The organism is Rheinheimera mangrovi (genome assembly GCF_003990335.1).
Lineage (GTDB): Bacteria > Pseudomonadota > Gammaproteobacteria > Enterobacterales > Alteromonadaceae > Pararheinheimera > Pararheinheimera mangrovi.
The window spans coordinates 604440-631121 of the sequence record NZ_CP034683.1; the positions used below are offsets into that span (position 1 = coordinate 604440).

25 protein-coding genes are annotated in these 26682 nt (G+C 46.3%); 11 read left to right on the forward strand and 14 right to left on the reverse strand.

Features of this window, described 5'->3' with window-relative positions:
• Positions 1-18: 18 nt before the first annotated feature.
• Complete coding sequence (locus EK374_RS02845) at positions 19-369, reverse strand: metalloregulator ArsR/SmtB family transcription factor (RefSeq protein ID WP_127019950.1); 351 nt, start codon at positions 367-369, stop codon at positions 19-21.
• Positions 370-497: 128 nt separating this feature from the next.
• Here EK374_RS02845 and EK374_RS02850 point away from each other — a divergent pair, with 128 nt between their 5' ends.
• The 5 genes from EK374_RS02850 (at position 498) to EK374_RS02870 (ending at position 6410) form a co-directional block, all read left to right on the forward strand.
• Positions 498-1040, forward strand: a complete 543-nt coding sequence (locus EK374_RS02850; RefSeq protein ID WP_127019952.1) for a PH domain-containing protein — start codon at positions 498-500, stop codon at positions 1038-1040.
• Positions 1027-2511, forward strand: a complete 1485-nt coding sequence (locus EK374_RS02855; protein WP_164731806.1) for a PH domain-containing protein — start codon at positions 1027-1029, stop codon at positions 2509-2511. Before EK374_RS02850 ends, EK374_RS02855 begins: the two co-directional genes overlap by 14 nt.
• A gap of 132 nt (positions 2512-2643) precedes the next feature.
• Positions 2644-3651: a Fe(3+) ABC transporter substrate-binding protein gene (locus EK374_RS02860; protein WP_127019956.1), complete on the forward strand. Its 1008-nt coding sequence runs from the start codon at positions 2644-2646 to the stop codon at positions 3649-3651.
• 93 nt (positions 3652-3744) lie between these two features.
• Positions 3745-5376, forward strand: a complete 1632-nt coding sequence (locus EK374_RS02865) for an ABC transporter permease (RefSeq protein WP_127019958.1) — start codon at positions 3745-3747, stop codon at positions 5374-5376.
• Positions 5376-6410 (forward strand): ABC transporter ATP-binding protein, encoded by a 1035-nt coding sequence (locus EK374_RS02870; RefSeq protein ID WP_127019960.1) that lies wholly within the window; start codon positions 5376-5378, stop codon positions 6408-6410. Before EK374_RS02865 ends, EK374_RS02870 begins: the two co-directional genes overlap by 1 nt.
• A gap of 182 nt (positions 6411-6592) precedes the next feature.
• Here EK374_RS02870 and EK374_RS02875 read toward each other — a convergent pair whose 3' ends face one another.
• The 3 genes from EK374_RS02875 to EK374_RS02885 form a co-directional block, all read right to left on the reverse strand.
• Entirely contained in the window at positions 6593-7090 is a 498-nt protein-coding gene (locus EK374_RS02875; protein WP_127019962.1) for a GNAT family N-acetyltransferase, read from the reverse strand.
• A 200-nt stretch (positions 7091-7290) separates the two neighbouring features.
• Positions 7291-7686 (reverse strand): hypothetical protein, encoded by a 396-nt coding sequence (locus EK374_RS02880; protein WP_127019964.1) that lies wholly within the window; start codon positions 7684-7686, stop codon positions 7291-7293.
• 120 nt (positions 7687-7806) lie between these two features.
• Positions 7807-8952, reverse strand: a complete 1146-nt coding sequence (locus EK374_RS02885; RefSeq protein WP_127019966.1) for a S41 family peptidase — start codon at positions 8950-8952, stop codon at positions 7807-7809.
• Between the two features lie 105 nt (positions 8953-9057).
• On the opposite strand from EK374_RS02885, the gene EK374_RS02890 reads away from it, so the two are divergent.
• Positions 9058-10220, forward strand: a protein-coding gene (locus tag EK374_RS02890; protein ID WP_206099215.1) for an IS3 family transposase whose coding sequence is annotated in 2 segments (ribosomal slippage) — positions 9058-9313 and positions 9313-10220 — 1164 coding nt in all. Because the reading frame shifts where the segments join, the coding sequence is not laid out codon by codon here.
• 181 nt (positions 10221-10401) lie between these two features.
• On the opposite strand, the gene EK374_RS02895 is transcribed toward EK374_RS02890, so the two are convergent.
• The 5 genes from EK374_RS02895 to EK374_RS02915 all read right to left on the reverse strand — a co-directional run bounded on the left by EK374_RS02895 (position 10402) and on the right by EK374_RS02915 (position 12628).
• Positions 10402-10632 (reverse strand): hypothetical protein, encoded by a 231-nt coding sequence (locus EK374_RS02895; protein ID WP_127019971.1) that lies wholly within the window; start codon positions 10630-10632, stop codon positions 10402-10404.
• Positions 10633-10713: 81 nt separating this feature from the next.
• Positions 10714-11151, reverse strand: coding sequence for a hypothetical protein (locus tag EK374_RS02900; RefSeq protein ID WP_127019973.1), 438 nt, complete (start codon positions 11149-11151; stop codon positions 10714-10716).
• 71 nt (positions 11152-11222) lie between these two features.
• Positions 11223-11564, reverse strand: coding sequence for a hypothetical protein (locus EK374_RS02905; RefSeq protein ID WP_127019975.1), 342 nt, complete (start codon positions 11562-11564; stop codon positions 11223-11225).
• Between the two features lie 115 nt (positions 11565-11679).
• Positions 11680-12054, reverse strand: a complete 375-nt coding sequence (locus EK374_RS02910) for a hypothetical protein (RefSeq protein WP_127019977.1) — start codon at positions 12052-12054, stop codon at positions 11680-11682.
• A 139-nt stretch (positions 12055-12193) separates the two neighbouring features.
• On the reverse strand, positions 12194-12628 hold the full coding sequence (locus EK374_RS02915) for a hypothetical protein (protein WP_127019979.1): 435 nt from the start codon (positions 12626-12628) through the stop codon (positions 12194-12196).
• Between the two features lie 783 nt (positions 12629-13411).
• Here EK374_RS02915 and EK374_RS02920 point away from each other — a divergent pair.
• Positions 13412-14434 carry an integron integrase gene (locus EK374_RS02920; RefSeq protein WP_127019981.1) on the forward strand — a complete coding sequence of 341 codons (1023 nt, stop codon included), beginning with the start codon at positions 13412-13414 and terminating at the stop codon, positions 14432-14434.
• Positions 14435-14601: 167 nt separating this feature from the next.
• On the opposite strand, the gene EK374_RS02925 is transcribed toward EK374_RS02920, so the two are convergent.
• Positions 14602-15750, reverse strand: coding sequence for an E22 family MetX-like putative esterase (locus tag EK374_RS02925; RefSeq protein ID WP_127019983.1), 1149 nt, complete (start codon positions 15748-15750; stop codon positions 14602-14604).
• A gap of 26 nt (positions 15751-15776) precedes the next feature.
• Entirely contained in the window at positions 15777-17078 is a 1302-nt protein-coding gene (locus EK374_RS02930; RefSeq protein WP_127019985.1) for a GntP family permease, read from the reverse strand.
• 211 nt (positions 17079-17289) lie between these two features.
• Between EK374_RS02930 and EK374_RS02935 the strand changes: the two genes are divergently transcribed.
• Both EK374_RS02935 and EK374_RS02940 read left to right on the forward strand, forming a co-directional pair.
• Positions 17290-19515, forward strand: coding sequence for a TonB-dependent receptor (locus tag EK374_RS02935; protein WP_127019987.1), 2226 nt, complete (start codon positions 17290-17292; stop codon positions 19513-19515).
• A gap of 207 nt (positions 19516-19722) precedes the next feature.
• The gene (locus EK374_RS02940) at positions 19723-20370 is read left to right on the forward strand and encodes a response regulator (RefSeq protein ID WP_127019989.1); all 648 of its coding nucleotides are present in this window, start codon (positions 19723-19725) and stop codon (positions 20368-20370) included.
• Here EK374_RS02940 and EK374_RS02945 read toward each other — a convergent pair.
• Complete coding sequence (locus EK374_RS02945; RefSeq protein ID WP_164731807.1) at positions 20367-21161, reverse strand: glycoside hydrolase family 19 protein; 795 nt, start codon at positions 21159-21161, stop codon at positions 20367-20369. The two genes, EK374_RS02940 and EK374_RS02945, sit on opposite strands and share 4 nt — an antisense overlap.
• A gap of 207 nt (positions 21162-21368) precedes the next feature.
• Here EK374_RS02945 and EK374_RS20645 point away from each other — a divergent pair, with 207 nt between their 5' ends.
• Positions 21369-21515: a hypothetical protein gene (locus tag EK374_RS20645; protein ID WP_164731808.1), complete on the forward strand. Its 147-nt coding sequence runs from the start codon at positions 21369-21371 to the stop codon at positions 21513-21515.
• A gap of 190 nt (positions 21516-21705) precedes the next feature.
• Complete coding sequence (locus EK374_RS02950; RefSeq protein WP_127019991.1) at positions 21706-22605, forward strand: LysR family transcriptional regulator; 900 nt, start codon at positions 21706-21708, stop codon at positions 22603-22605.
• 1 nt (position 22606) lies between these two features.
• Here EK374_RS02950 and EK374_RS02955 read toward each other — a convergent pair whose 3' ends face one another.
• Positions 22607-23089: a hypothetical protein gene (locus tag EK374_RS02955; protein ID WP_127019993.1), complete on the reverse strand. Its 483-nt coding sequence runs from the start codon at positions 23087-23089 to the stop codon at positions 22607-22609.
• Between the two features lie 91 nt (positions 23090-23180).
• Positions 23181-26669, reverse strand: coding sequence for a PAS domain-containing hybrid sensor histidine kinase/response regulator (locus tag EK374_RS02960; RefSeq protein WP_233280322.1), 3489 nt, complete (start codon positions 26667-26669; stop codon positions 23181-23183).
• Between the last annotated feature and the right edge of the window lie 13 nt (positions 26670-26682).

Sequence of the window (26682 nt, forward strand, 5' to 3'; positions counted from 1 at the left end):
TGATACTGTTAGGTTGAATTAACAGCAGCTTTTTTGCCGTTCTGGCCTGTCGCCCATCTGGCACAATTGCTGCTGGTTTAACTCCAGCCAGCCAGAATTCGCAGTGCCTGTCTGTTGCAAACACTGCAGCGCCCAGTCCGGTAATTCAGGATTTAAACGGTAATACACCCATAAGCCTTGTTTGCGGTCGAGCAAAATACCGTCGCGACGTAACTGGGCTAAATGACGGGAAATTTTAGGCTGAATATCTGCAAGCGCAGCCACCAGTTCACAAACACAAAGCTCTTGTTCCTGCTGGATCAGCAACAAACTGCGCAGCCGGGTTTCATCCGACAGGGCTTTAAAAAAGGTGACAGGGTTAAGTTGCATAGTTGAACACTATATACGGAAAATCATATGTAATAGTTTATATATGTTTTTCCGTATGTAAACCTAAATCTTGGGAGAAACAAGTCTTTGCGATATGCTGGCGAGATTGAAAACAAGGAAGCTTAGCCATGACCAATCAGCTGCTAGACGCTGGATTTTTAGATGACCAATGCTTAACTGGTCCTTTACCCGATGAGTGGTTGTTGCTACCAACAGTGGCTTTGACCAAAAGACGCTGCAGCTGGTTACTTACTTTAGTGGTTGTGCTTTGTGGATTGTCGGTTGCGCAGTGGTGGTGGGATTCGCACTGGCTATTGCCGCTGCTTTTAGCATGCTGGGGCCTGACCGGACTGATATTTCTGACCTGTTGGTTTTGCTTACCACTGGAAATCCGGCACACCAGATTTTTACTCCGTACTCAGGATTTTTTACTGCAATACGGCGTGTTTTGGCGCAGAGCTGTGCTGATCCCTTTGCATCGTGTGCAGCATGTAACTATTAGCCAGGGGCCACTGCAAAAACGCTTTGGGTTGGCCACCTTAAAAGTCTACACCGCAGGTGGTTTGGATGCTGAAGCTGCGCTGGCCGATATAGAACATGGGGTTGCTGTGGTGTTGAGTGAGCAGCTTAGTCAGTTGATCCCGCGTGGAGATGCTGATGTCGAACGCTGATATGCCAGAACAGTCGGCCGCAGCTGAGCAATGGCAGCGCTGTTCCTTCTGGGCCTTGCTGCCTTTGCTGGTGAAAGCTGTAGCGCAATGGGCTGGTGTGATCCTAGGTGGTGCCTATTTATCCTTTAGCGATAGGTTTCAGGCTTATGCACCCTATGGGATCACTGGGTTGGCGCTATTGGTTGTTGGCAGTGCATTGCTGAACTGGCGCAGCACCCTGTTTCGTGTTTCTGCTCAAGGTGTCGAGTTGCGCCGTGGAGTGCTGCAAAAAGAACATCTGCTGTTGGCAACATCGCGTATTCAAGAGCTACAGGTTCAACAGCCTTTTTATTTCAGGCCACTGAAGTTATTTGCCGTCAGTCTTGATAGTGCCGGTAGTCAGCAGCAGGAGTTTTATCTAACGGGTCTGACGTCAATGCAACTTGCTTTATTACAGGGTGAGGTGCAGGTCGACCAAGCTGTTCCATCCACGTCATTTTTTCGGATTTGGCTGGCGACTTTGTACAACAAACATTTGTGGTTACCACTATTGGCCGTTTTTGGCGCTGTCCAATCGCAGCTTGATGGCAAACTGGTTGAGCGCTTGTTTGCGCAAGGTCAACAAGTGTTGCAACACTCAGGACTAGAACAGAGTTTCACATTGCAAATAGCGGCCGGCCTGAGCGTACTGCTGTTGGTGGTTGTAGTATTAGTGCTGATGACCTTTATTTGGCTTTATCCGCAGCGTTTTTTACGGGATGAGAGGCAGCTCCAGTTACTCCAGGGCACTTTGCTGAAAAAGTCGCAGCGCATCCAAACGAAAGGTGTACAGATGCTCACCCTTAGTCAGCCATGGCTGGCGCGGCTTTTTGGTCACTTTTCACTTATTTTTCATGGTTTCACCAATTCCCGGGAACAGAAAAGTAAGTTTGCGCTGTTGGGGCAGACGAGTGATGACATCAATCAGCAATTGCAGGCACAGCAGCTTTTAGCTCTGTCCGATATCCAGAAGCTACCCTTGCAGCGTTATGTTCCGGCTTATTTCCGGCGCTTGTTGTGGCTCCGGGGCATACTTATTCTGCTGCTTGGTCTGTTCGTGGCCGTATTGTGGCAATCCAGGGTTATCGCCTTAAGCACGGGCGTGGTGATGTTCTTTGTTGCCGCATTGTGGCTGTTGGCCGATTTTTGGGCCTACCGCCGTTGGCATGGATTCTGTGTGCAGGATCAGGTGTTGTATCTGTGGCATGGAGGTCTTGGTCAGTTCTGGCAAGTATTGCCGCTGCGGCAGGTACAAAAAGTACAGTTGGTGCAATCGTGGTTTTTTCGTCAGAACCAACTGGTGCAAGTTAAATTCAGTACCGCCAATGGCAGTGTGACGCTGGCCGCTATCCCAAATCAGCAAGCACAGGAGCTCTACGCGCAAGTACTGCAGTTGCGGCCTGAGTCTGGCCATGGTCTGCTTGCTGCATCGGGCCGTATTGACAGTAAATAATGATGAATTCAGCCGCTGTGGTTTAACTCTTTAAAGCAGCAACTTACAGCAAAATCAGTTTTGTTATTTGAGAACAGTTCTTGTTTGTGGCTATACTGCGGCAACTTTCAGTGAACCCCAATGGAGTATCCGATGAAATTCTGGCAAAAATCTTTAGTGGCAGCGGCCTTAACAGCCGCTACTTTGGCTCAGGCGGCAGAAGTGAATGTGTATTCTGGCCGTCAGGAAGAATTGCTGAAACCTATGCTGGATCAATTCAGCAAGGACACTGGTATTAAAGTGAATTTAATCACAGGCAAGCCGGATGAGCTGATCAGCCGTATGCAAAGTGAAGGGCGCAACAGCCCGGCGGATTTGTTGATCAGCACTGATGTCGGCCGTTTATACCGGGCTGAAGTGCAGGGTTTATTGCAGCCTATTGATTCAAAAGTACTGACGGACGCTATTCCGGCTCATTTGCGCGATCCAAAACAGCAATGGTTTGGTTTAACCAAGCGGGCCCGTCCAATTATGTATGTGCCGGGTAAAGTCAAACCAGAACAGTTAAGCAGTATCGAAGATTTGGCCGATCCAAAATGGAAAGGCAAAATTTGTGTGCGCTCGTCTGACAATATTTATAACCAGTCTATGGTGGCGGCGTTAATAGCCCAGATAGGGGAAGAAAAAACTCAGGCCTGGGCCAATGGCTTTGTGAAAAACTTTGCCCAGCCTCCAAAAGGCGGTGACCGTGACCAAATTAAAGCGGCCGCTGCTGGTGTTTGTGATATCGCCATCGCCAACACTTATTACTTAGGTGGTATGTTCGATGAAGCTGGCGACAAAGCCGCAGCTGAAGCTGTGAAGGTGTTCTGGCCAAATCAGCAGGACCGTGGCGCTCATATCAATATCTCTGGTGCTGGCGTTGCTAAATATGCGCCGAACAAAGCCGAAGCGATAAAGCTGTTGGAATACATGGTAAAACCTGAAAGCCAAAGCTGGTACGCTGTGACTAACCACGAGTATCCGGTAGTGGCTGATGTGAAGTGGAGCCAACGTCTTGAATCTTTTGGGCAATTTAAAGCTGAGCAGGTACAATTATCGACTTTAGGCGAATTAAACGCTAAGGCTATTCAAGTGATGGACAAAGCGGGCTGGAAGTAATTCCCCTGCGTACTTGAAGCCACAGTTTTGTTGATCGGATAAGCGGGCGACCATAAAGGTCGCCCCTGGCTTTTTTAGAAGGATACTCTTCGTTTGACCAGCCCTTTATTTAGCCGGACCACCACCTTGTTTGCTTTGCTACTGGCTGTGCCCGTGCTGGTGGTGCTTGGCTCTTTACTGACACCTCAGCCAGAGCTTTGGGCGCATCTGCTGGATACTGTGCTGGCCGATTATGTCCGCAATTCTTTGCTGTTGGCTTTGGGTGTGGGTCTTTGCAGCGCTGCTATTGGCACTTTAATGGCCTGGACTGTGGCGCGTTATCAGTTTATTGGCAGAGCAGTGGTGCAGTGGTTATTGCTGCTGCCTATGGCAGTTCCGGCTTATATTATGGCGTACAGCTATACAGGTTTGCTGGATTTTGCCGGGCCAGTGCAAAGCCAGCTGCGGCTTTGGTTTGACTGGTCTTACGGCGATTATTATTTCCCTGAAATCCGCTCTTTGCCCGGTGCCATTCTGATGTTGTCGCTGGTGCTTTATCCTTATGTGTATATGTTGGCGCGTACTGCCTTTCGTCAGCAATCCGGCTCCTTACTGGAAGCCAGCCGCACTTTAGGTTATACGCCGCGCCAGCATTTCTGGAAGGTGGCTTTGCCTGTGGCTCGCCCCGCTATTTTAACAGGGGCGGCGCTGGCGATGATGGAAGCCTTAGCCGATTACGGCACAGTGCAGTATTTTGGCGTCACCACCTTCACCACTGGTATTTTCCGCACCTGGTTTGGAATGGGCAATCAACTGGGGGCTGCGCAATTATCGGCGCTTTTGTGTAGTTTTGTATTGTTGCTGCTTTATCTGGAGCAATGGTCCAGACGCAAACTGAAGTTTTATCAACAAGGCCAAAAACAACAGGAACCCAGCCGACAGTCTATCCATGGCTTAGCTGGTTTTACTCTGCTGCTGCTGTGTTTATTGCCTGTTATGTTTGGCTTTTTATTGCCTGCGTTACAGTTAGTGGGCTGGGCTGTGGAGCGGCTGGACCAGTTCTGGTCGGTAGATTTTATGCAGTTGTTGCTCAATAGTTTTTCATTGGCTGCTCTAACAGCGCTGGTCACCGCCAGCCTGGCTTTATGTTTTGCTTATGCCAAACGTTTGTCCGGCCATTGGTCTTTGGTGTTGCCTGTGCGGCTGGCGGCTATGGGCTACGCTTTGCCTGGCACAGTAATCGCCATAGGCGTGATGATACCGCTGGCCGCTTTGGATAACTCCATCGATCTATGGGCAGAGCAGCAGTTTGGCATTCGCACTGGTTTGTTATTATCTGGCACTTTAGTGGCGCTGGTGCTGGCTTATACGGTGCGTTTTATGGCTGTGGCTTTGCATAGTGTCGAAGCTGGATTAATGCAAATCACTCCTTCAATGGACAATGCCGCCAGAAGCTTAGGGGAAAGCCCGGTTGGAGTGCTCAAGCGTGTGCATTTGCCGCTGCTGAAAGCTTCAGTACTCAGTGCTTTATTGCTGGTGTTTGTGGATGTACTCAAAGAGTTACCCGCTACTTTATTGCTGCGGCCTTTTAACTTTAATACCTTGTCGGTGCGCAGTTACGAGCTGGCGTCTGACGAGCGTCTGGCCGATGCTGCCTTGCCAGCACTTGCCATAGTTCTGATAGGTTTAATTCCGGTGATCCTGCTTTCCCGTGCTTTGGACAGTTCTAACAGAGGAGCCCAGTAATGCTGGTGTTACAACAGGTTTCGATAGCTTATGGTCAGGCTACTGTGGTCAAAGACGTTAGTCTCACGTTGCAAAAAGGCCAAATCGGCTGTTTGTTAGGGCCTTCAGGCTGCGGTAAAACCAGTTTATTACGAGCTATCGCAGGCTTTGAACCACTACAAACGGGCTCTGTTGTGTTGGCAGGTTCATCTCTGTCAGAGCCAGGCAAAATGCTGAATCCTGAGCAGCGCCGTATTGGCATGGTGTTTCAGGATTTCGCGCTTTTTCCGCACCTGACAGTGGCGCAAAATATTGCCTTTGGCTTAAAGAAAAAGCCAAAAGCACAGCAGCAACAGGTAGTAGAGGAACTGTTAGCATTAGTTGGCTTGCCGACATTAGGCGAGCGTTATGTGCATCAACTGTCTGGTGGCCAGCAGCAGCGTGTGGCTTTAGCCAGGGCTTTAGCGCCAGAGCCCGAAGTTTTGTTATTGGATGAACCTTTCTCCGGTTTAGACGCTGATTTACGTGAAGCTTTGGCACAGGATATCCGTGCCATTATCAAGCAGCGTGGCATCAGTGCTTTGATGGTGACTCATGATCAGTTTGAAGCTTTTGCCATGGCCGATCAGATAGGTGTGATGCAACATGGCAAGCTGCAGCAGTGGGGCAGTGCTTACGAGCTGTATCATCAGCCCGCCAACCGATTTGTGGCAGACTTTGTTGGCCACGGTGCTTTACTTAAAGGCGAAGTCTTGGCGGATCAGAAGGTGTACACAGCTTTGGGAGTGTTTCCCCAGACTCAGTCGAATTTTGCAACTGGTGTCGCTGTGGACTTGCTGGTACGGCCGGACGATATAGTGCACGACGATCAAAGTGGTTTTACCGCCAAAGTGGTGAGTAAATCCTTCCGTGGCTCGCATATTTTGTATAGCCTGGAATTGGAAGGGGCAGAGCAGGTGTATTGCTTAGCGCCCAGCCACCACAACCATCAATTGCATAGCCGCATTGGTATTAAGCTGGAGCTGGATCATTTGGTGTTGTTTGCGCGGCTGTGACAGGAAATAAGCCTATTCTATAGAACCAGAGAACTTTGCATATTAACGTCAAGTTATAACGCCGAGTTCAGCGGCAGTTTTTAAGTTGTGGTTTTATGGAATACTTTTGCGCAGCAAAACCATAAAACTGCGACTTAAAAACTGTCAAGTGCAGCGATGCGGAACGGTGCTGCAACGACTTGTTATGAAGTTTCCTGCTCTGACCAGCTTGAATTTACGATAGCCCACCGTTCATGGTCTTTCCATTCAAGCCCGCCAACCCTTAAGTAACTTTTAGAAAAGCCTTCTTTAACAAAACCCGAATTTGAAACTAATTTAATTGATGCTGCATTTTCTGGCTGAATATTTGCTTCTAGACGATGTAGATTTAATTCTTCAAATGCTTTATTCAGGAGCAATAGTATTCCTTTACTCATGTAGCCTTTTCCCTGATATGGGCTAAAGACTTCATAGCCTAGGTAAGCCGATTGAAAATAACCGCGAACAATTCCTGAAATATTGAATGTACCTAAAATATTTCCACTTTCATTGCAGCAAACAAAATACCGATGTTCTTGTTTCAAGTACTCCTCGTAATTATTTGGAGCATAAACCCAAGGATTATGAAGTGAAGCACTCTGTTTGTATAACTCCATAATTTCAGCGAGATCATTTGCTTCTGCCTTTCTCAAAACCACCATTTGTTCTTGCGATCCTCTTGTGTTTCATAACGCTTTTAGCAGGAGTTTCCTTTCCGCACTTAGGGTTTGGATATTTCATTTTCCCTACCCATGGTGCATTCGATTCGTAGTGTACGATCTTCATATAACCCTAACGTTTGGTTAAGGGGCCGGCTTTAGCCGGTCCCGCAGTGAGCGAAGCGAGCGACTTGAACCATTTGTTAGGCCTCGCTATCAGAAGATTGCTGCTGGATGATTGGCGTACAACCTTTGAATTTTATTATCCGCTTGGTAACTCTTCGGCCTTCTCCGCCAAGCCCTAAGGATATTGTTTCTCCGTCGGTATTTAATCCGGCATTTCCCTTTCCGGATGTGTCGTAATACTCTTCGATTTCAACTTCTTCGGCGCTGTCTATTCTTCGTGATATAGCTAATTCCTGCTCAACCTTAGCTTGTGCTAACAAGGCCTTTGCTTTGATTTCAGCTCGGAGGGATTCTTCCTTAAGTGTTGAAATCGGAGTTGAGCTATCCGACTCTGATATTTTTTCAACAATTTTCTTTACGCCAATTCCTATCAGGTACCCAGTTGGGTTGAGTAATGCCGATGTTGGGATCATGTAACTTTCCTATGTCGGCCTAACGCCGTTGTAACCGGCTAAAAATAGTTGGCTAAAATTTGTGAGGTACGAACATAGCCAACTGTTTTTTGTCCGCGTTGACAACCTTGTTAGCAATCTTTACATGGTTCTCTGAAACTCTCTTTCATCCCTACCAAAAGAGAGCATTTTCAATGCAATGACTTGCTCATCTTTATATATTGCTTGCAGCCTTGCCTCGGTAAACGCTTTAAAAACGATAGTTTCTTTATCAAGAAGTTCAATTTCAAAGGCCGGCTCATCTGAATGTTGATAAAAGAGTTTACCACCTTCTTGGAATACCTTGTGCTCTCCAAACGTACCTACTATCTGATTGAAATCACTCTGATTTGGCTGGTATTGGCTCGATTTAGCTTTTACAAGCGGATAGACCCATTTGTGCAAGCTGAGATTACTACTTTTACTTTCTATTAAGGTATTTAGTACCTCTGCATAAGCTACATTAAGTGCATTGTCGCTGCTCGTTTCAATATTTGGTTTTACACCTTTTCTTTCCCAATTATCGTTTGTTCTGGGGTCAACAGGTCGGGCAGTTGGTAAAGTGAGAATAAAATCGTCATTTACTATTTCTGCTCTTCTGGCATGAGCAGCTCCAGCTGTTACCTCTCCAACAATGGTTGCTCTAGTCAAACTTTGCATAGCATAGCTAAAGCCTTCTGCAGCGGATGCAGAATTACTGCTGGTGAGAATATAAAGAGGAGTATCTTTAAACCTAGGACCCGGAACATAAGGCGACGTCCAATCTTGCGTTTGAGTTAACACACCATTCTCTCGACTTTCAAAAGTCGATAAATGAACAGTATCTAAGTCAAAAAAGTAACTGGCTAACGAAGTTACCATAAAAGGACTGCCACCAAAATTGTTCCTTAAATCAATAATAACACCATCGGCATGCTGTAAAAATTTCATCGCATTTTCAAGCGTTTCACCACCTAAATGACTATCCGAGAACACTCTTATGTCAAGGTAACCAATGTTGCCATCAAGCATTTCAACCTTTTTAAAACCATAGTTGTCTGTAGGCGTCTCCATGGCTCGACTATCCGAAAACGCTTTAGTTTGTGCTGATGAACGGTATGTTTTCAGTTCATTCACCCATTGTGGGTCATAAACGACAGAGAGGTGTTTATCATTTGCAATTTTGTTTAATTCCAAAGTCATAAATTTAGCAATATCTTCAGATGACTTTTGATGATCGCAACCAGATAACAATGATTTCGAACGCATTAACTGAGCTAACGTTGTTGCTGTATTTTCAATTACGTAGTTATCTGGACTTCCCCTAAAACACTAGACACTCCTTAGGTTAAAATACAACTTTAGGAGGGCACCATGTCCAAGCAACGTTTTACACCAGAATTCAAAGCCGAAGCTATCAAACAAATCACAGAACGTGGATATTCCGTTAAAGATGTATCTGAGCGCTTAGGCGTATCAGACAACAGCCTTTATAAGTGGCTCAAGGAACATAATCAGGCCACTAATCCAGATCCTGTAGTGACGCAGCAGCAGGATTTAGCCGCTGAAAATGCCAGGCTAAAAGCCGCTTTAAAACGGGCTGAAGAAGAGCGGGACATCCTAAAAAAGGCCGCCGCATACTTTGCCAAGCAGTTCAGTTAAGGTATGCCTTTATCCGCGATAACCAGAACTGCCATCCTGTGCGGTTGATGTGTACCATGCTGCGTGTCCATCACAGCGGCTATTATCAATGGCTGAAGCAGCCTGAATCAAACAGAGCACGTGAGAACCAGCGTTTAACGGCACTGATTAAAGAGTCATGGCTTGAAAGCGGCGGCATTTATGGCAGCCCTCGTATCCATGTTGATTTACGTGAAGCCGGTGAAACCTGCTCGGAGAATCGCGTAGCTCGCTTGATGAATTTGGCTGGCCTCAAAGCTATTCGTGGTTATAAAACGCCACGTTATCGTGCGGGTAAACCCGCTGTACCGGCAAAAAACCAGTTACAGCGTGAATTTACTTATAACGAGCCAAATAAAGCCTGGGTAACTGATATCACCTATATCAGAACCTACGAGGGCTTTTTATATCTTGCCGTAGTGTTAGATCTGTACTCTCGACGAGTCATTGGTTGGTCGATGAAGGCCACGCTGGCGAAAGAAATTGTGCTTGATGCGTTGTTAATGGCTGTCTGGCGCAGGAAACCGAAACAACCGGTCATCATACATTCTGACCAAGGCTCCCAGTTCAGTAGCGATGAATGGAAACGATTTCTGGATACACACAAACTCTCAGCCAGCATGAGTCGGCGCGGTAACTGTTGGGATAATGCGGTTGCCGAATCCTTCTTTAGTTCACTGAAAAAAGAGCAGATTAAACGGAGAATTTATAACAACCGTGAAGAAGCGCGTAGTGACATTTTTGAGTACATCGAGGTATTTTATAACCGTCGGCGCAGACACAGTCATTTAGGACAGTTATCACCAGCAGATTATGAGGAAAAAGCTAATCTCAACGAGGTTAACGAGTGTCTATGAGATTGGGGGAAGTCCATTCTTCCTGAAATTTCAATTATTGTTTTCTAATAACGCTCAACCACACCAAAAGGGGTTAAAAGATTTTCCACAAGCTAAATTAAATTGATAACGCTAAGCTTTGGGGCGGCTGGAGCGCAGCGTAAGCCGTCCCAGCCACGATAGTGGTGACAATAGCGCCTTGTTATGTGTTTGATAAAGCGTTGAATTTTTTAATTGTATAGAAAACCATGGCAATATTTACAGCACCCATGGTTGCCAGAAGCTTTATCAAAATGGTGATTGCTGGCGCTTGAGCATAAATAAAGCCTATTGCAAAAAATGACAAAGCAACTAAACAAAATGCCAAAACAATCAACATTTTAAATTCCGACTTGGCATTGCGAGACTTAGCTACATTCAATACGTTGGACATTAAACTGATACCTCATGAAAACACATAACGCTCTAATCAGCCGCGCCGCTGTTTGGCGTCGGATGCATTTGCTTGTTATGTTTACACACGATACTGCTCTCGATTTTCCTTTTGTATATTTAAAAGAGCCGCTATCTTTAGTTCGTCATCGAGCTGCATAAAAAAACTAAGGTTATCATTTAAAATCTTCAAATCTCTTTTTAGATTCGAATGATAACCACTTGGGCAAGTATCATTATATTTCTCTGCTTCCGCTCTACCTTTTAGCAAACATAGGGCATTGTTAACGCTAAAGGAGTTTACCCTAGAAGACTTGCCAAAAGTTGTTCCCAAAGGAAAACCATAACTAATGCTTTCAAATTGGATGAAAAGTGCTTTATTTTTGAAAGCTATTTTATATGGGTTTTCAAATTTACGTTTGGGTGATACAACTTCCTTTAAGCCGAGTAGATACGCAAGCTCTTTAAATTCTTGTCTACAAAATTCCTTGAAGTTTTCTATAGCTTCCGATTCAGTCATATCTCAAAGTAAACATAACGCCCGCAACAGCCGAGAGCGTAGCGAATCGGTTGTTTGCGCTTGTTATGTTTTTATCTATTTTCATCGTAATAGAAGGGTAATTTTGGAGAATCAAAATCGCCCTCCCCATATTTCACATCTATGTGCGCTGGCAGCATATTTCGCATCTTTTCGTGAATAGATGTGTGTAGCAATTTAAATCCAGCGTGCTCATTGATCGAGCCCAGAAACCGTTCGATATCCTTAATATTTTTGTAATGCAAAGGCTGATGAAAAAACCTTTGATATTCTTGCAAGGTCGAGAAAACGTACATCAAGTCTTTTAAATTGACCTCAACTTTCTCATCAGGATCGATTGCTTCAAAACCGAAGGTAGCAATCTCTTCCAAATTGTCAGTGTACTCTTTAGTCACTTACTACCTCGAGAAACATAACGCTTTGCTAATTGGCTGCCGCAGCGTAGCGTAGGCAGTCCAGAGGAGGCCACGTTTTTTTGTGGCCGGAACGAAATTAAGCAACTTGTTAGGGTTACAACAAAGTTAGCATTTCGATTACTTCATCTGTCGGTCTGCCAGGACTAAAAAAAGCCCAAATGTGATCGCGCTTTCCTTGAGAATCTAGATTCTCCCACCAGCTTCCATTCTTTACATTGGACTTAAATAAATCAATTAATTCAGAGTCTCTATCTACAATCAAACAGTGTTTCCATCTTTCAGCGCCTTCAATATCATTTTCTTGTAACCGCGTTTCTAATATCTTTTTCGCTACTTCATCAGCGAAACTAGCAATTAAAGGGCTGAATAAAGCTTCTGGTAAGTCGGGGTTTTCACTGCGCTTAACTGCGCAAATTAGCTTGTGAATTGCCATTAGCTCTGACGCATTCTTTATTTTGAGATTCACCATGATTTCGCAGTAACCCTAACGCCCCGCGCATGCGCGCGAACTTGTGAGCGTCGCAGGGGACGTAGGCCCCAAATGACGCGGATTGTTAGCTGAAAACCAGCCAGTTATCACCAATTTTGAACGAGAAAACATTTTTTGTTTACAACACGAACTTAACTGGTGCAGAACTGATATCTTCAACTCCTATGCTAATAACTTTTGATTCAACGACAGAGTGATATAAAAAGCTTATTGAAAGTATCTTACCCATGCCATTCTTGAAATTGAAAGTATGCTTATTGGTTGAATTCTCGGCAACTCCTGAAAATAAATCAGTTTGGAAAACCTCGTATTTATCTTCTGTTATCTGCAATCTCACCAGCTCAATTTCGTATCCATTTCTAACTTTTGTCGGGTACGTTACTGTATATCTGAATCCGATAGGACTGTGTTCTGGATCCATCGCCTGCAGAGTGATCCCGTATAAATTAAGAACATCCGCCGTACCATCCAAGTTTATATAAGTCCGCTTATCTGCATATGCTGAGAATGACAAAAACGTTAATAAGACAAAAATGAATCTCGAAATATTCAACTGACTTTCCTTTTCAGCTAACGCTTTGCTAATGGGCAGCCGAAACGCAGTGTAGGCTGTCCCGTGGAGGCCACGCTGTTTGTGGCCGGAACGAAATTTAGCAACTTGTTATAAGCCATTTGTGTTGACCCTGTTGCCGCAATGAATACAAACGATTGAGCCAGAAAACCAATGCCAAACAACTTTAGACCAGTCCCCACTAGATGCTGGATGCGGTGACTTAAACCCTTGAACAGTTAAACACTTATTGCAGTGAGGGCAACGATTAAAAAACGCCAAAATAATATGTACAACTACAGCGCCAAGAAAAGCACCAAAGATGTATACCAAATGACTCGCACTAGCCTCCGGTGGAGAAAGAAACTTGCCGTAACCCAACGCTAGAAAGAATGCGATCAAAAGAGACCACGCGATAAAAACGCTGAGTACATCGAGTTTGCCTATTAACGTTTTGAACACCGATCTTCCCTATGGCTTATAACATTTGTATATTGTGCTGGCACGATTTGCCTGGTTCTACCAGTTGGCGTGCTGCGGTTAATCATTTGATTCACAAAGTGTATTTTTAAAAGATTTATCCACGTACAGGGTAAATCGTGCTGGCACATTATTCCCTTTTGGAGGCCTGTTATTTACTTGCTCTGTGATCCTAAGTCTCTAAATTAGATTGTTTTTCCTTCTTCAGCAACAAATAACTGTGCCTGCCAATCAGCGAAAGCGTGCTTGATTTTGGGAAAAAACAAATAATACTGTATATAAACACATGTGTTGGTGGGCTTCGAAATGGCTAAAAGTGCTTTTTTACAAGCTGTATCTGAAGACATTAGGTTAAGGGGCTACAGTATTCGTACAGAGCATTCCTACTTGTATTGGATAAAAAGTTTTATTTTGTACCATCAGAAAAAGCATCCACAACAGATGGGGGCTGATGAAGTTAAAGCTTTTTTAAGCTGGTTGGCGAATCAGCGCCATGTTGCAGTGAACACTCAAAAAGTAGCCTTAAATGCGTTAGTTTTTTTGTACCACAAGTTTTTGAAAATAGAGTTGGGTGAGCTGGGGTTTACTCATGCGGCGAAACAGCGCAGCTTGCCTGTCGTATTATCTGTTAGTGAAGTCGCTGCACTGCTGCCCCATCTGAAAGGGATGTGTGCACTTATAGTGTCTTTGTTATATGGCAGCGGGTTAAGAGTTTCGGAGTGTTTACGTTTGCGTGTGCAAGATATTGATCTGGAGCACTTGTCTATTACGGTCAGGGACGGTAAAGGCAAAAAAGACAGGCAAACTTTGTTGAGTAGTAGCCTGGTTACGGCACTCAAACAACAAATAACACGAGCTTTGGCGTTGCAGCAGCAAGACAATCTGCGTGGCATTGGTCCGTCTTTACCTTTTGCATTGGGGCGTAAGTACCCTTCGGCGTATCGGCAAGCGGGTTGGATGTTTTTGTTTCCTTCAACCAGTCTGTGTGCACACCCACTGACTGGGGTACTTTGCAGGCATCATTTGCATGATAGTGCGGTCAGAAAGGCGTTGCAGCCAGCTGTGGTCGCCTGCGGTATTCATAAAAAGGTGAATTGCCATACCTTTCGCCATTCGTTTGCTACCCATTTGTTGCAATCGGGTTATGACATTCGTACCGTGCAAGAATTGCTGGGTCATAACGATGTGGCAACCACTCAAATTTATACTCATGTGATTGGCCAGCACTACGCGGGCACAGTCAGCCCGTTGGATAAGCTGTTTAACCCTCCTGAACTCAAAGAATCTCGGTGTATTTATGGCAAACAGGAACCGCATTGTGCCGCGTGAATCTTTAGTTTTCTTATAGTTGTGACCATGGTGTTTAGCGCGGTATCAGTTACGTAAAAAGCTCCTGGCCAGCCATGCACGAAAAAAACAGCTAAAGCAAGGGCTTTAGCTGAACCAGAGGAAGGCGAACCTCTACTTAGGGTGGATAGAAAGTGTGGTGTTTAAATTTAGTCTGCTAAAAACAGCCGGATTTGTTCTGTTTTGCTTTGAATATTCAAAAGCCCGTCCAAATGACCTGCCTGACCTGAAATCTCTTCGTAGCCAGCATCCGGCATTTGCTCTTTGCTGTGTTTGGCCATAGCTGGTGTTAGTAATAAATCTCCTGTAGCTGGTAACCACAAGGTTTTGGCTTTCACGCTTTTGAGCTGTTGTTGCCAATTGTCGCCCATACCTGCGCGCCATAATTGTGAGGCCCGCACCAAATACAACAATGAATTCGCATCCATTTGGGCTGAGCGTTGTTTAGCGGTGCTCAGCAGCTGGTTCCAGGCAGGTAGTTCGGCCTGAATATCCTGATGAATAGCTTTATCCAAAGAAGGGGCCGGATAGGTTTGATTAAATAATTCCGGGTTCAGTGCATCCTGAATAACATAAGCTAAAGCTCGTGTTAGTCCAGCTGGTTGTTCTGTTAACGGATAAGCGCCTTTGTTCCAATCCGGGTCTTGTTTTATCGGTTGAGCCCAACGCTCCAGCCGAACTGCACTAAAACTATCGATATAAGCAGTGCCTATCACGGGTAGTAAACGCTGCACTTTATCCGGATAACTGACCGCCCATTCAATGGCCTGAAAGGAACCCATGGACGGGCCTATCACGGCATAAAGTTTTTTGATGCCGAGTTTATCCAGCAGAGCTTTTTGCACTTCAACAAAATCACGAATGGTCACCACAGGAAAAGTTAAACCATAAGGCTTGCCCGTATCCGGATTAATGCTGGCAGGGCCTGTGGTGATCACATCAGGCGAAAAGGCGTTCAGATTAGCCAGACTATCGACACTGACTACATAAAATTTGTTGGTGTCTATGGCTTTGCCAGGGCCGATAATTTTGTCCCAGTAACCAGGCGCTGCATCAGTAGAGCGGTATTTGCCAGCCGCATGCGAAGTGCCGGAAAAATAATGGGTGATTAAAATGACATTGGATTTATCGGCATTGAGCTTGCCATAAGCTTCCCAGCCGACCTTCACCTGCTTTAACGCCACGCCACTTTGAGTGGTAAAGTGTGCCAGTTCCAGCTGCTGTTTTTGCACTAAAGGCAGCTCTGCCGCCTGCACCAAGCTGCTGAACAGCAGTATCAAACCAAGCCATAGTTTCATTTTAAATCCTTTCAGCAAAGCTTTGATCACAGCCATTGAAACAGGAAAATAGCCAGCATCACGCCCAAAGTGGGCACTACCACAGTCACAGCGGCCACAGGCCAGTAGGCATTTTGATGGCTTTCACCACAGATAGCACGAATAGTAGTGACCACATAACCATTGTGCGGCAATGAGTCTAAAGCACCGGATGAGATAGCGACCACACGGTGCAGCTGCTCTGCATCGACGCCACGTTCTATGTAAACCGGGGCTATTTCTGGCAAAGCTATGGCCTGACCGCCAGAGGCTGAACCTGTTAAACCCGCAATGACACTAACAGCAACAGCAGCGCCTATCAGCTCAGAGCCTGGTAAATGTGTCATGGTCTCGACCACAGCGGCAAAAGCTGGTGTCAGCTTAGCCACAGAGCCAAAACCTACTACAGCTGCTGTATTGCCTATCGCTATTAAAGCCCCGGTAGCGCCTTGATCCAGCGTCTGGCTTAAAGAGGGTAAGAATTTACGATTGAGTAAATACAAGGTGCTGACACCACCGGTCAGCGCCACTATTAAGGCGGCTTGTTGCAGGGTGTCATGCAGTAAATAGGACAACAGCAGCACCACCAGCAAAGGTAAAATACCCATCAAAGGATGAGGCAAGGCTTTGTCGCCTAACACAGGATCCGCTTCACGGCCTTCAAAAACTTCACCTTTGGCTATCGCAGTTTTGATCATCTTCATCAGCCAGCAATAACCTAGTATTGCCATAAAAATCGCCACTATAATGCTGACTTCCCAACCCGCATAAGGGCTGGTGCCGAGGTATTGAATAGGGATCCAGTTTTGAATTTCAGGCGAGCCGGCGGATGTCATAGTAAAAGTGACAGAACCTAAACCTAAAGCGGCCGGGATAAAACGCCGGGGCAGGTTGGCGTCTTTAAATAAGCTCACCGCCATAGGGTAAGCGGAAAAGGCCACTACAAAAATACTGACGCCACCATATGTCAGCACTGCACAAGCTAAAACTACAGCCAATACAGCCCGTTGTTTGCCGATACGTTTCACTATGGCAAGGGCTACTGCGTCCGCTGCGCCTGTATGTTCCATCAGCTTACCAAACAGGGCGCCCAGTAAAAACATTAAAAACCAGCTGGAGACAAAACCAGCGAAACCCGACATATAACCCTGGACAAAATTGGCCGGGTTATCGGCCAGCCAAAATGGGATGCCATTAAACAAAGCCACAAATAAAGCGCAGAGTGGCGCCAGAATAAACAGGTTTACCCCGCGCATGGTTAGCACTATCAGTAACACCAGCCCCGCTAACAGACCAAATAAACTCAGCATAGAAACAACCTTGTGTTTTTTCTTTAGTCTGGTGTAAAGCTGTAGGGCAAACCATAGTACTAAGGTACAGTCTTATAACTTCAGTTTAATATAATTCTTTTATTTTCATGTGCTTACCTGTAGTTTGTCGTGGGTATAGTACTAAGGTACAGCTTAACATTTCGACAAGACGGCCTAGAGTGGTACTGGACAAGTTAGCAGGAGAAGCCAGATGGCCCATAACAATAAGAAGACGAAGACTGTATTCCAACCCACTTTATTAGCAGTGCTGATAGGGTCCGCCTTAATTAATCCGGTCATGGCAGAACAGGCCAGCAACGACGCTGCAGCACAACAAGAAGAAGCGACGCTGGAAGTCATTCAGGTGACAGCCCGTAAAACGGCTGAAAACCTGCAGCAGGTGCCTGTTGCTGTAACCTCTATAGGTGCAGAAGCTCTGGCGCAGCGTGGTATTGAAAACTTAACCGCAGTGCAGGCTTATTCGCCGAACACTACGTTGCAGGTATCCCGTGGTACCAATAGCACCTTAACAGCCTACATCCGCGGTATTGGTCAGCAGGACCCTTTGTGGGGTTTTGAACCTGGCGTCGGTATTTATATTGATGATGTCTATATGGCCCGCCCTCAGGGTGCTGCTATGGACGTGTACGATGTAGAACGTATTGAAGTGTTGCGTGGCCCTCAGGGCACTTTATATGGCCGCAATACCATAGGTGGCGCGGTGAAATACATCACTAAACCTTTGAGTGGTGACAATGAGCTCAGCCTACGTGGCACTGTCGGCAACTATGGTCAAAAAGACTTTAAAATTGCCGGTCAAACTGCATTAACAGACAAGCTGTTTTTTGGTGCTGCCTTAGCCACGCTGAACCGGGATGGTTTTGGTACTTACCTCAATACGGGCGCAGAAAACTACGATAAAGATATTCTGACCGGTCGTGTCAGTCTGCAGTATCAGGCGACAGATAACTTACGTTTTAGTTTTGCCGCGGATCGCACCGAAGATGACTCAAACTCCAAAGGCGGCCATCGTTTAACGCCAAGTTTAGTCACAGGTGATGCGCCACCGAAAAGCGTGTTTGATTCCAATACCAGTATGCCAGCGGATAACTCCGTAGTGACTGAAGGTCAGTCGCTGACTATTGCGTGGGATATCAACAGCGACTGGACCCTCAAATCCATTAGCGCCAAACGTGAAGGCGTCACAGATACCAATATCGACTTTGACGCCACTCGTTTACCGTCGCTGGATGTACCGGCTTTTTATGAAGATGAACAAACTTCGCAAGAACTGCAGTTGCTGTTTAACGGCGACAAACTGAAGATGGCATCCGGCCTGTATTACTTTAATGGCGAAGCCTGTGGTGCTTTTGGTACTGTGCTGGTGCAGGGCCTTGGCGTCACTACTGAAAATGGTGGTTGTGTCGACACCGACAGCGTAGCCGCTTATGCACAGGGTAGTTATCAATTCACTGACAAGCTATCTTTCACTTTAGGCGGTCGTTATACCAAGGATGATAAAGACGCTGAAGTTTATCGTTTTGTTTATTTAGGCTACAAAAGACCACGGGACAACGGCACTCCTATTGCTGTGCAGTCAGACTTTGCAGGCAGCGAAACCTTCAGCCATTTTTCACCTCGTGTAGGTTTTGAATACCAGAGCAATGACAACTTTATGTGGTACGGCTCGTACACCGACGGTTTTAAATCCGGTGGTTTTGATATGCGCGGCAACCAGTCAATTAACCCAAATGCCGGTGACCCGTATCAGGAAGAAACGGTAGATACCTTTGAACTTGGTTTTAAAAGTGAGTGGAATGATCGCACTTTACGTTTAAATGCTGCGGCTTTCACTTCCAGCTATGACGATATGCAGGTGACGGTGCAGCGGGCAGTCAACAATACCGTTGCTTCTCAGGTGCTGAACGCGGCCAGCGCTGATATCCGTGGTTTTGAAGTGGAGATGATTTCAGTTCTGACCAGTAACGTAGAACTGACGGGGATTTTAGGTTACACAGACGCTAAGTTTAACGAAGTGGTGTTTTTTGATGCGGCCACCAAAACCAATACCGATGTGTCAGATATCTGGTCATTCGCCAATACCCCAGAGTGGACTGGTACTTTAGGTCTGAAATACACCCAAAGTGCCGGTATAGGCGAAATTGTGTATAACGTCATGGGCTCGTACCGCGCTGATACGCAGATTTTTGAAGTGCCGTCCGTGCTGGATTTTGGTGGTTATACCCTGTTTAACGCTGGCGCTACCTGGTACTCCAATGATGGTCACTGGGACTTGTCGGCTCAGGTGCGTAATATAGGCGATAAAGAAACCCGTATTGCCGGGTACAACTTCCCGCTGCTGGCGGGTGAGCAAACCATTACCGCCTACTACGGCGACCCAAGAACTTATAGTTTAACTCTGGGATATCGTTTCTAAGCTGTTGATGTGGTAGGGCGGGGTTTATCCCCGCCCGTATCTGCAGCATTAGATATAAACGACGTATCTAAAGTAATTTGAGTCGACAAGGATTGTAGGGGCGGGGTTTATCCCCGCCCGGTACGAAGGCTAAAAAACACTTGCCGGGGCGAAAGCCCCGGTTCAGTATGGTGAAAAGAGGTTTTATAAAGTTGATACTGCGCTGTTATGATTGCAATTATTGCTGATGACCATCCGTTATTCCGTGTCGCTTTGGCACAAGCTTCGCAACAAATTCTTGGTTCCGATGCGGTCTTGCTGCAAGCCAATAGCATGGCGCAGCTGTGGGCTTTATTGCTGCAACATCCTGATACCGAACTAATCTTTCTGGATTTAAAATTGCCGGATGCCGAAGGTTTTGCTGGTTTAACTTCGCTGCGCACTGAATACCCTGATATCTCGATTTTGATGGTGTCTGCTATTGAAGATCCTGCTGTGATTAAACAAGCCTTGCAACTCGGGGCTTCGGCCTATATTCCTAAATCTGCGCCGCTGGATTTGTTATCCGAAGCCGTGGCTCAGGTTGTGGCAGGGGAGACCTGGCTGCCGGCTGAATTGGTGAATGAAGTGGAAAAAGCCAGGGATCTGATTGATCAGGATTTTGCCCGCCGATTGGAACAACTGACGCCGCAACAATTTCGAGTGCTGAAAATGATTGCAGACGGTTTACTGAATAAACAAATTGCTTATGAAATGCAGGTGCAGGAAACCACCATTAAGCAGCATGTGTCGGCTATTCTGCGCAAACTGAATGTGAATAACCGTACTTTGGCGGGGATTATGTTTGAGAAGCTAAAGCTGCCCGATGAGTTTTAACCCAACCCCATTTGCTGTTTAGCTATGCCAAGCAAATGCGCTCTGTCGTCCAGGCCATTGGTGCCGCCGTTAATTAAGCGGGTGACTTTGATTAAATCATCTGCTTCTGCCGCATCATTAATATTACGTTTTTGCCAATACCAACAGCCTGAAGCCACTGCCAACACCGGATCTGTGGCGACTAAATCGGGTTGGCTGACCACATCCACGCCCCAATCCTGACTAAAGGCCTGATAGTTGGCTTTTCCGGTTAACTGAATAATACCGCGGCCTCTGTAAGCCCAGCCGTCACCACTTTGCTCATTGCCATTTCCCATTCTGTTGGCATAAATACGGTTTGCTATTTTCTCCGGCTGACGGGCGTAGCTATTCAGATCCACACCAACAAAATACTTAGCAAATAAAGAGGTTAAGGCTGAGGCACTGTAGTTCAGGTTTTCTTTGAGCTGCGAGTAACCAGCACTTTCATGGGCCGTTTGCGCCATAAAATGTGCAACACATAAAGGCGGTGTAATTTTAGCTTTAGGCAAATCCAGGTCCAGCGCGTTGCAGAAACTACTTAATGTACTGCTGCTTAAACTTGGGCATAAAGCAGACAACAAAGCAGGACTAACCAGTGAGGCTGAAGTGGTGCTTGGTAAATCTGGCAACAGCAGCTGCTGACCCGGATAAATCTGGTTAGGATTGGTCAGCTTATTCTGACTGGCTATCCAACTGGCTTTGCTGCTGTCAGCATAATAACGGGCCGCTATGCTACTTAAGGTATCTCCGGTTTTGACCTGATAAAGCATGACGCTCTCCCTGTCGTTGATAAATAACAGGTACAAAGTATGGTGCAGTTTTTGTTTTTTAACAGTGGTTCGGCAATAGTCTCAGCACTATTGTGCGTCACCGAAAATATGCTCCTGCATTTTCGGTGTACCGTACCTCCTGTACATAAAAAAAAGCCCACCGCTTTGGGTGGGCAAGAGGCGGCAACGCCTTTTAGCTAGGAACTGGTGACTAGCAGCAACAGACAGTTGCTGGTTGCTTTGGTACTGCAACTACAACCGGCTTTGGCTGACTGGTTGTCGTACTTTGATTGGCTTGTGTCTGTAGCGTTGGTTCGGATGGCACATAACCATGAAACTCAGCTAAGCCTTTAAATACCTGAATTAAACTTTGTTTGAGCATAGTATTGCACTCCTGCTGTCTGAATAATGAGCAGTGTAGAGAGTGCGTAGGGTTTTGATTAGCCAGCTCAACAAAGACAGATAGTTTCCTAAAAGAAACAGTCAGCGTGAAAAAATCTGGTTAAAATCAACAACGAAAACAGCATAAGAAAAAGGTGCAGGGATGTCGTTGCTTCAGCGTTTAAGTGATATGGCTACATTTGCCAAAGTAGTAGAAAGCCGCAGTTTTACTCAGGCTGCTGTAGCACTGGATATGTCCAAAGGCGCGGTCAGTAAAGCCATCAGCCGTTTAGAACAGCATTTAAACGTACGTTTATTGCAGCGTTCTACCCGCCAGTTGAGTTTAACGGCTGAAGGTGAGGCGTTTTTTGAGTACTGCCAGCAGGTGGTGGCTCAGGCCGATCAGGCTGAACATCACTTATCCGAACTGCGGGACGAACCTTCAGGTTTAATCCGCATCACTGTCCCCGTCACTTTTGGTACTTTGCGTATTGCCCCCTTGCTTCCTGAGTTATTAAAGCAGTATCCGAAGTTATCGGTGGAGCTGGACTTAAACGACAAAGTGGTCGACCTGATTGCCGAGAAAATGGATTTGGGAATGCGTTTTGGTCGCTTGGCCAATTCCAGCCTTATTGCGCGCTCTCTGCCAGGTTTACCTATTACTATGGTGGCTTCTCCTGGTTATTTAGAAGCGTTTGGCACGCCGCAAAGCCCGGCAGATTTATGTCAGCATCAGTGTTTAAGTTCAGGTTCTTCCATTGCCGATCGCACCTGGTTTTTTCGGTATATGGATCAGAGCATTGAAGTACTCACGTCAGGCAGGGTGTTATGCAATAGCAACAGAGCGTTAAAACATGCAGCTTTGGCGGATATGGGCTTGTTATTTGTCACTCGTTATCAGGTAGAAAAAGAGCTGCAAAATGGCAGTCTGGTGGAAGTGATGCAGGACTATATGCCAGAACCACTGCCATTGCATCTGGTGTATCCAAACCGCCATCATATGAAGGCGGGATTAAAGGTCGTGATCCAGTTTTTCCAGCAGCAGTTTGCTTTGAGCTACTGAGTCAGTTGATTGAACTGCTTTTTAACTTCTTGTATTGCCAGAATAAACCAGCCAGATATAACAGGAAGATAATACCCAGGATTTGTTTTACTAATGGAGATTCAGGACCTTCCGGAGCCAGCGGTGCGCCAACAGGTAAGCGGCTTAAGCTTTCAACAGTAGTTGGAATAAACATCAGGAAAAAGCTGGTGCTCATCAAAAACCGCTCCAGCATAGCGGCTTTACTTTGCAGGGCTGACAGTTTTGGCAGCAGATATGCAGCACCAATCAGCAGCAAAATCAAAATTCCTAAGAAATGGCCTTCACTAAGCTTACCGGTTTTCATAATAGTAAAAGCAGTTGCCACTGCTGCGACAGTGCTCAGGCTATACCAAAAGCCAAGCTTGCTGCGCGGATTAATATGGCCTTGCTGCAACAGCAATATGGCTGCCAGCACTATAGGAATTAAGCTAATGAGCGTATGCACAATACCAAAAACAGACATTATGATTTCCTCAATAAATTGAAACTATTAAGCCTAGATGAGTAATTGCAGCTCAGCTTCACAGTTGAGAAAATTTAGTTTATGACTTTGTTCAGTTCAACAGACGTTGTAATAAGCGCTTTAATGACACTTCTTTTAGAGGTTTGAGCATAAAATGAAAACCAGCATTGAGCGCATGTTGGCGGATGTCGCCGTTTTGATCGGCTGAGTTAATCACTACAGGAGCGTTGATGCCAAAATGCTCAGCCAACTGCACCGCTACTTCAACTCCTGTAGCGCCATGATCCAGATGATAATCAAACAACATCAAATCAGGTTTAAAGCCCTGTTGTACAGCATTCAGCGCTTCACTTGGAGAGCTGACTGCTATCACTTCACAGTGCCAGCTTTGCAGTAATTGCGACACGGCTTGCAACAACACTGCTTCGTTATCCATTAGCAAAATACGTTGACCGGCAAAACGACTGGGCTGGTTAGATTTAAGCTGTGGCAACACCCGTTGACTGACTCTGGCCAGCGGTACTCTGATATAAAAACAGCTGCCTTTGCCTGGCACAGAACTAAAACTGACGTCATGAGCTAATAAGCTGCAAATCCGCTGGCTGATCGCAAGCCCTATCCCTAAGCCTTTTTGGTCGGCTTGACTGCCTTGCTGGAACTCATCAAAGATTTTCTGTTGATCTGCTTCGCTGATGCCTATGCCGGTATCGCAAACACAAATTCGAAGCGCCTCACCCTGACGTTTTACACCCAGCAGAATTTTGCCACTCTGGGTATAACGCAGCGCATTGGCCAATAAATTCTGGATCACCCGTTTAAGCAGTTTGGCGTCGCTAAAGGTGCCAAGACGGGTAGGAATATAGGTAAAGCTCAAGCCTTTGTTGTGGGCCAATACCGCGGCTTCGCGGGCTGCTTGATCCAATAATTCAGACAAAGCAAATGTTTCAGCCTGGGCTTTGACCACACCGGCATCCAGTTTGGTCAGTTCCAGAATAGCGGCCAGTAACTCTTCGGCAGAATTCAGCGAATGGGTTAAATTTTGCGCCAGCTGTTTGACTTCATCTTGCTGACTTTGCTGGCGTATCAGACCACAAAACAAGGCTGCGGCATTAAAAGGCTGCATCAGATCGTGACTGGCAGCGGCGAAAAAACGGGTTTTGGCTGCTGTGGTGGCTTCGAGCTGTTGTTTAGTCTGCTGCAGTTGTTGGTTTAATTGTTCCAACTCAGCGGTGCGGCTTTTGACCCGTTGTTCCAACGTATTATTACTTTGCTCCAGCTCGCGTTGTACTTCAATAAAAGAGCTGACATCGCTGTAGGTGGTGACAAAACCGCCACCGGGCAGCGGATTGCCCAGCATTTCAAAAATACGGCCATCCTGCTGCTGGCGCTGAAACTTGTAGCTGCTGCCCTGACGTAAGTAATTCAGTCGCTTTTGGATTTCCTGGCAGATGGCCTGTTCAGATAAAGCCTGACCCGCTAAACCGCGTTGCAGGTTATAACGGATAAGATCTTCAACAGGGCGTCCTACTTCAACTAAGCCGGGGGGATAGGCAAAAAGATCGAGGTAACGCTGATTCCATGCAATAACCCGTAAATCAGCGTCAACCACGCTGATACCCATACTGATATTGTCGATGGTGGCGTGCAATAAGGCCTGATTAAACTGAAATACCTGACTGGCTTCGTCGACAAAACGGGCCACAGACTCGATAGGCAACTGGGCATGTTTACCTGAGGCCTGCAACAAAAGCCGCATCGAAGCGCCACCTACTACAGCAGCCAGACTGCGCTCCACCGCCTGCATAAACTGCGGATTGGCCCACTGTTGGGGTTCCAGCGTGTTTTTACTGTAACGTTGCAGCAGCTTTTTCGCTTCTTTTTCACCGGCAAAGCGCCGCACTAATAAATAACCGTCCTGCACACTTAATACCGGGCTTTGGCTATTGGAACTCGGTTGGCTTGGGCGACGTAAAAAACGGTAACTTTCCAGCCATTCACCTAAACGGGTTTGACTGAAATGGCTGACCAACAGCAGCATTGCTGTATTGACGGTCAAACTCAACAGCACACCTAAACTGACGGAATCGATGTGGCCACCAAAAAGCTGAGATGGCGCTAACCAACTGATGCCTAAAGGACCTTCAGTTAACCAGTCACCACCAATAAAGCCAGCTCTGGCCAATTCCGGCAGCAATAAAATATAAGCCCAAATCGCCAGGCCACTACATAAAGCGGCGATGGTTCCTTGTCTGTTAATGCGTTGACTGAATAACCCTAAAATTAGAGCTGGTGCTAATTGTGCTATTAAAGCAAAAGCCATTAAACCCAGCTGAGCCAGGCCAGTGCTGGTGCCTATCCAGCGGTAATACAGATAACCACAAAACAATACGGCGAGCATGGACCAACGCCTTAAAGTGACCACTTTGATTTTTTGCTGGCCTGGATCTTCGGTGTTTTGTTTGCGGTAAATCAGCGGCGTCAGTAAATCGTTGGTGATCATAATACCCAGCACCACAGTGGCGACTATCACCATGCTGGTGGCAGCAGAAAATCCGCCTAAATAAGCCAACAAAGCAATATCAGTGCGGTTGGCAGCCAAAGGCAGTTGCAGTACCACTAAATCCACATTGGCTTGGGGACCCAGCATCATAATGCCGGCCAAAGCCAGAGGCAGAGTAAACACACTCATCAGCAGCAGGTAACCAGGGAATATCCAGCGGGCCTGATGTAGATGGCTCAGTTGTTGGTTTTCAACAAAGCTGACATGAAACTGGCGGGGTAAACATAAAGTGGCGACAAAACCCAGGAGTACATGCACCCAATACACATAAGAGGGCTGGCCTTGTTGTTGTATTTGTTGCACCGAGGGGTGTTCTGCTGCTTTGCTAAAAATATCAGCCATGCCGTCAAACATACCCCAGCAGACAAAAATACCGATACTCAAAAGCGCCAGTAATTTCACCAGCGATTCAAAGGCAATGGCCGCCATTAAGCCCGGATTTGGCTGATGGGCTTTGGCGCTGCGACCAGAAAATAATAACGCAAAGACAGCCAGCCAAAGCGTGACATAAAGCCCGGTATCCTGATACCAGGGTCTGTTGTCCTGCATAATCACCAGCGCCTGAATGCTGGTGCTGATGGCCTGCAGCTGCAACGAAATATAAGGAATAATGGCGATCAACACTATCAAGGTGGTGAGTATCGCCAGTAAACGGGAATGGCCATAACGGGTGGCGATAAAGTCGGCTACTGAAGTAATACGGTAGCGACGACAGGCAATAGCAATGCGGCCTATTAAACCAAAAGCAAACCAGAACAGAATGAGTGAGCCAATGTAAGTAGGCGGTATCCACCAGCCATTGACGGCGGCCTGAGCTGTGACACCATAAAAGGCCCATGAGGTGCAATAAATCGATAACGCGAAGCTGAAAATCCAGGGCGACACTGGATGGCGGCGCTGCAGCCTGCGGCCCACAGCACCTACACCTAATAACACTAATAAATACAGCAAAGACAAAGCGGCAATGGTGCCAAGACCAATGTTGCTGGCAGGTAAGGTCATAATCAGGTCAGTGGTCACGGAATCACTTCAT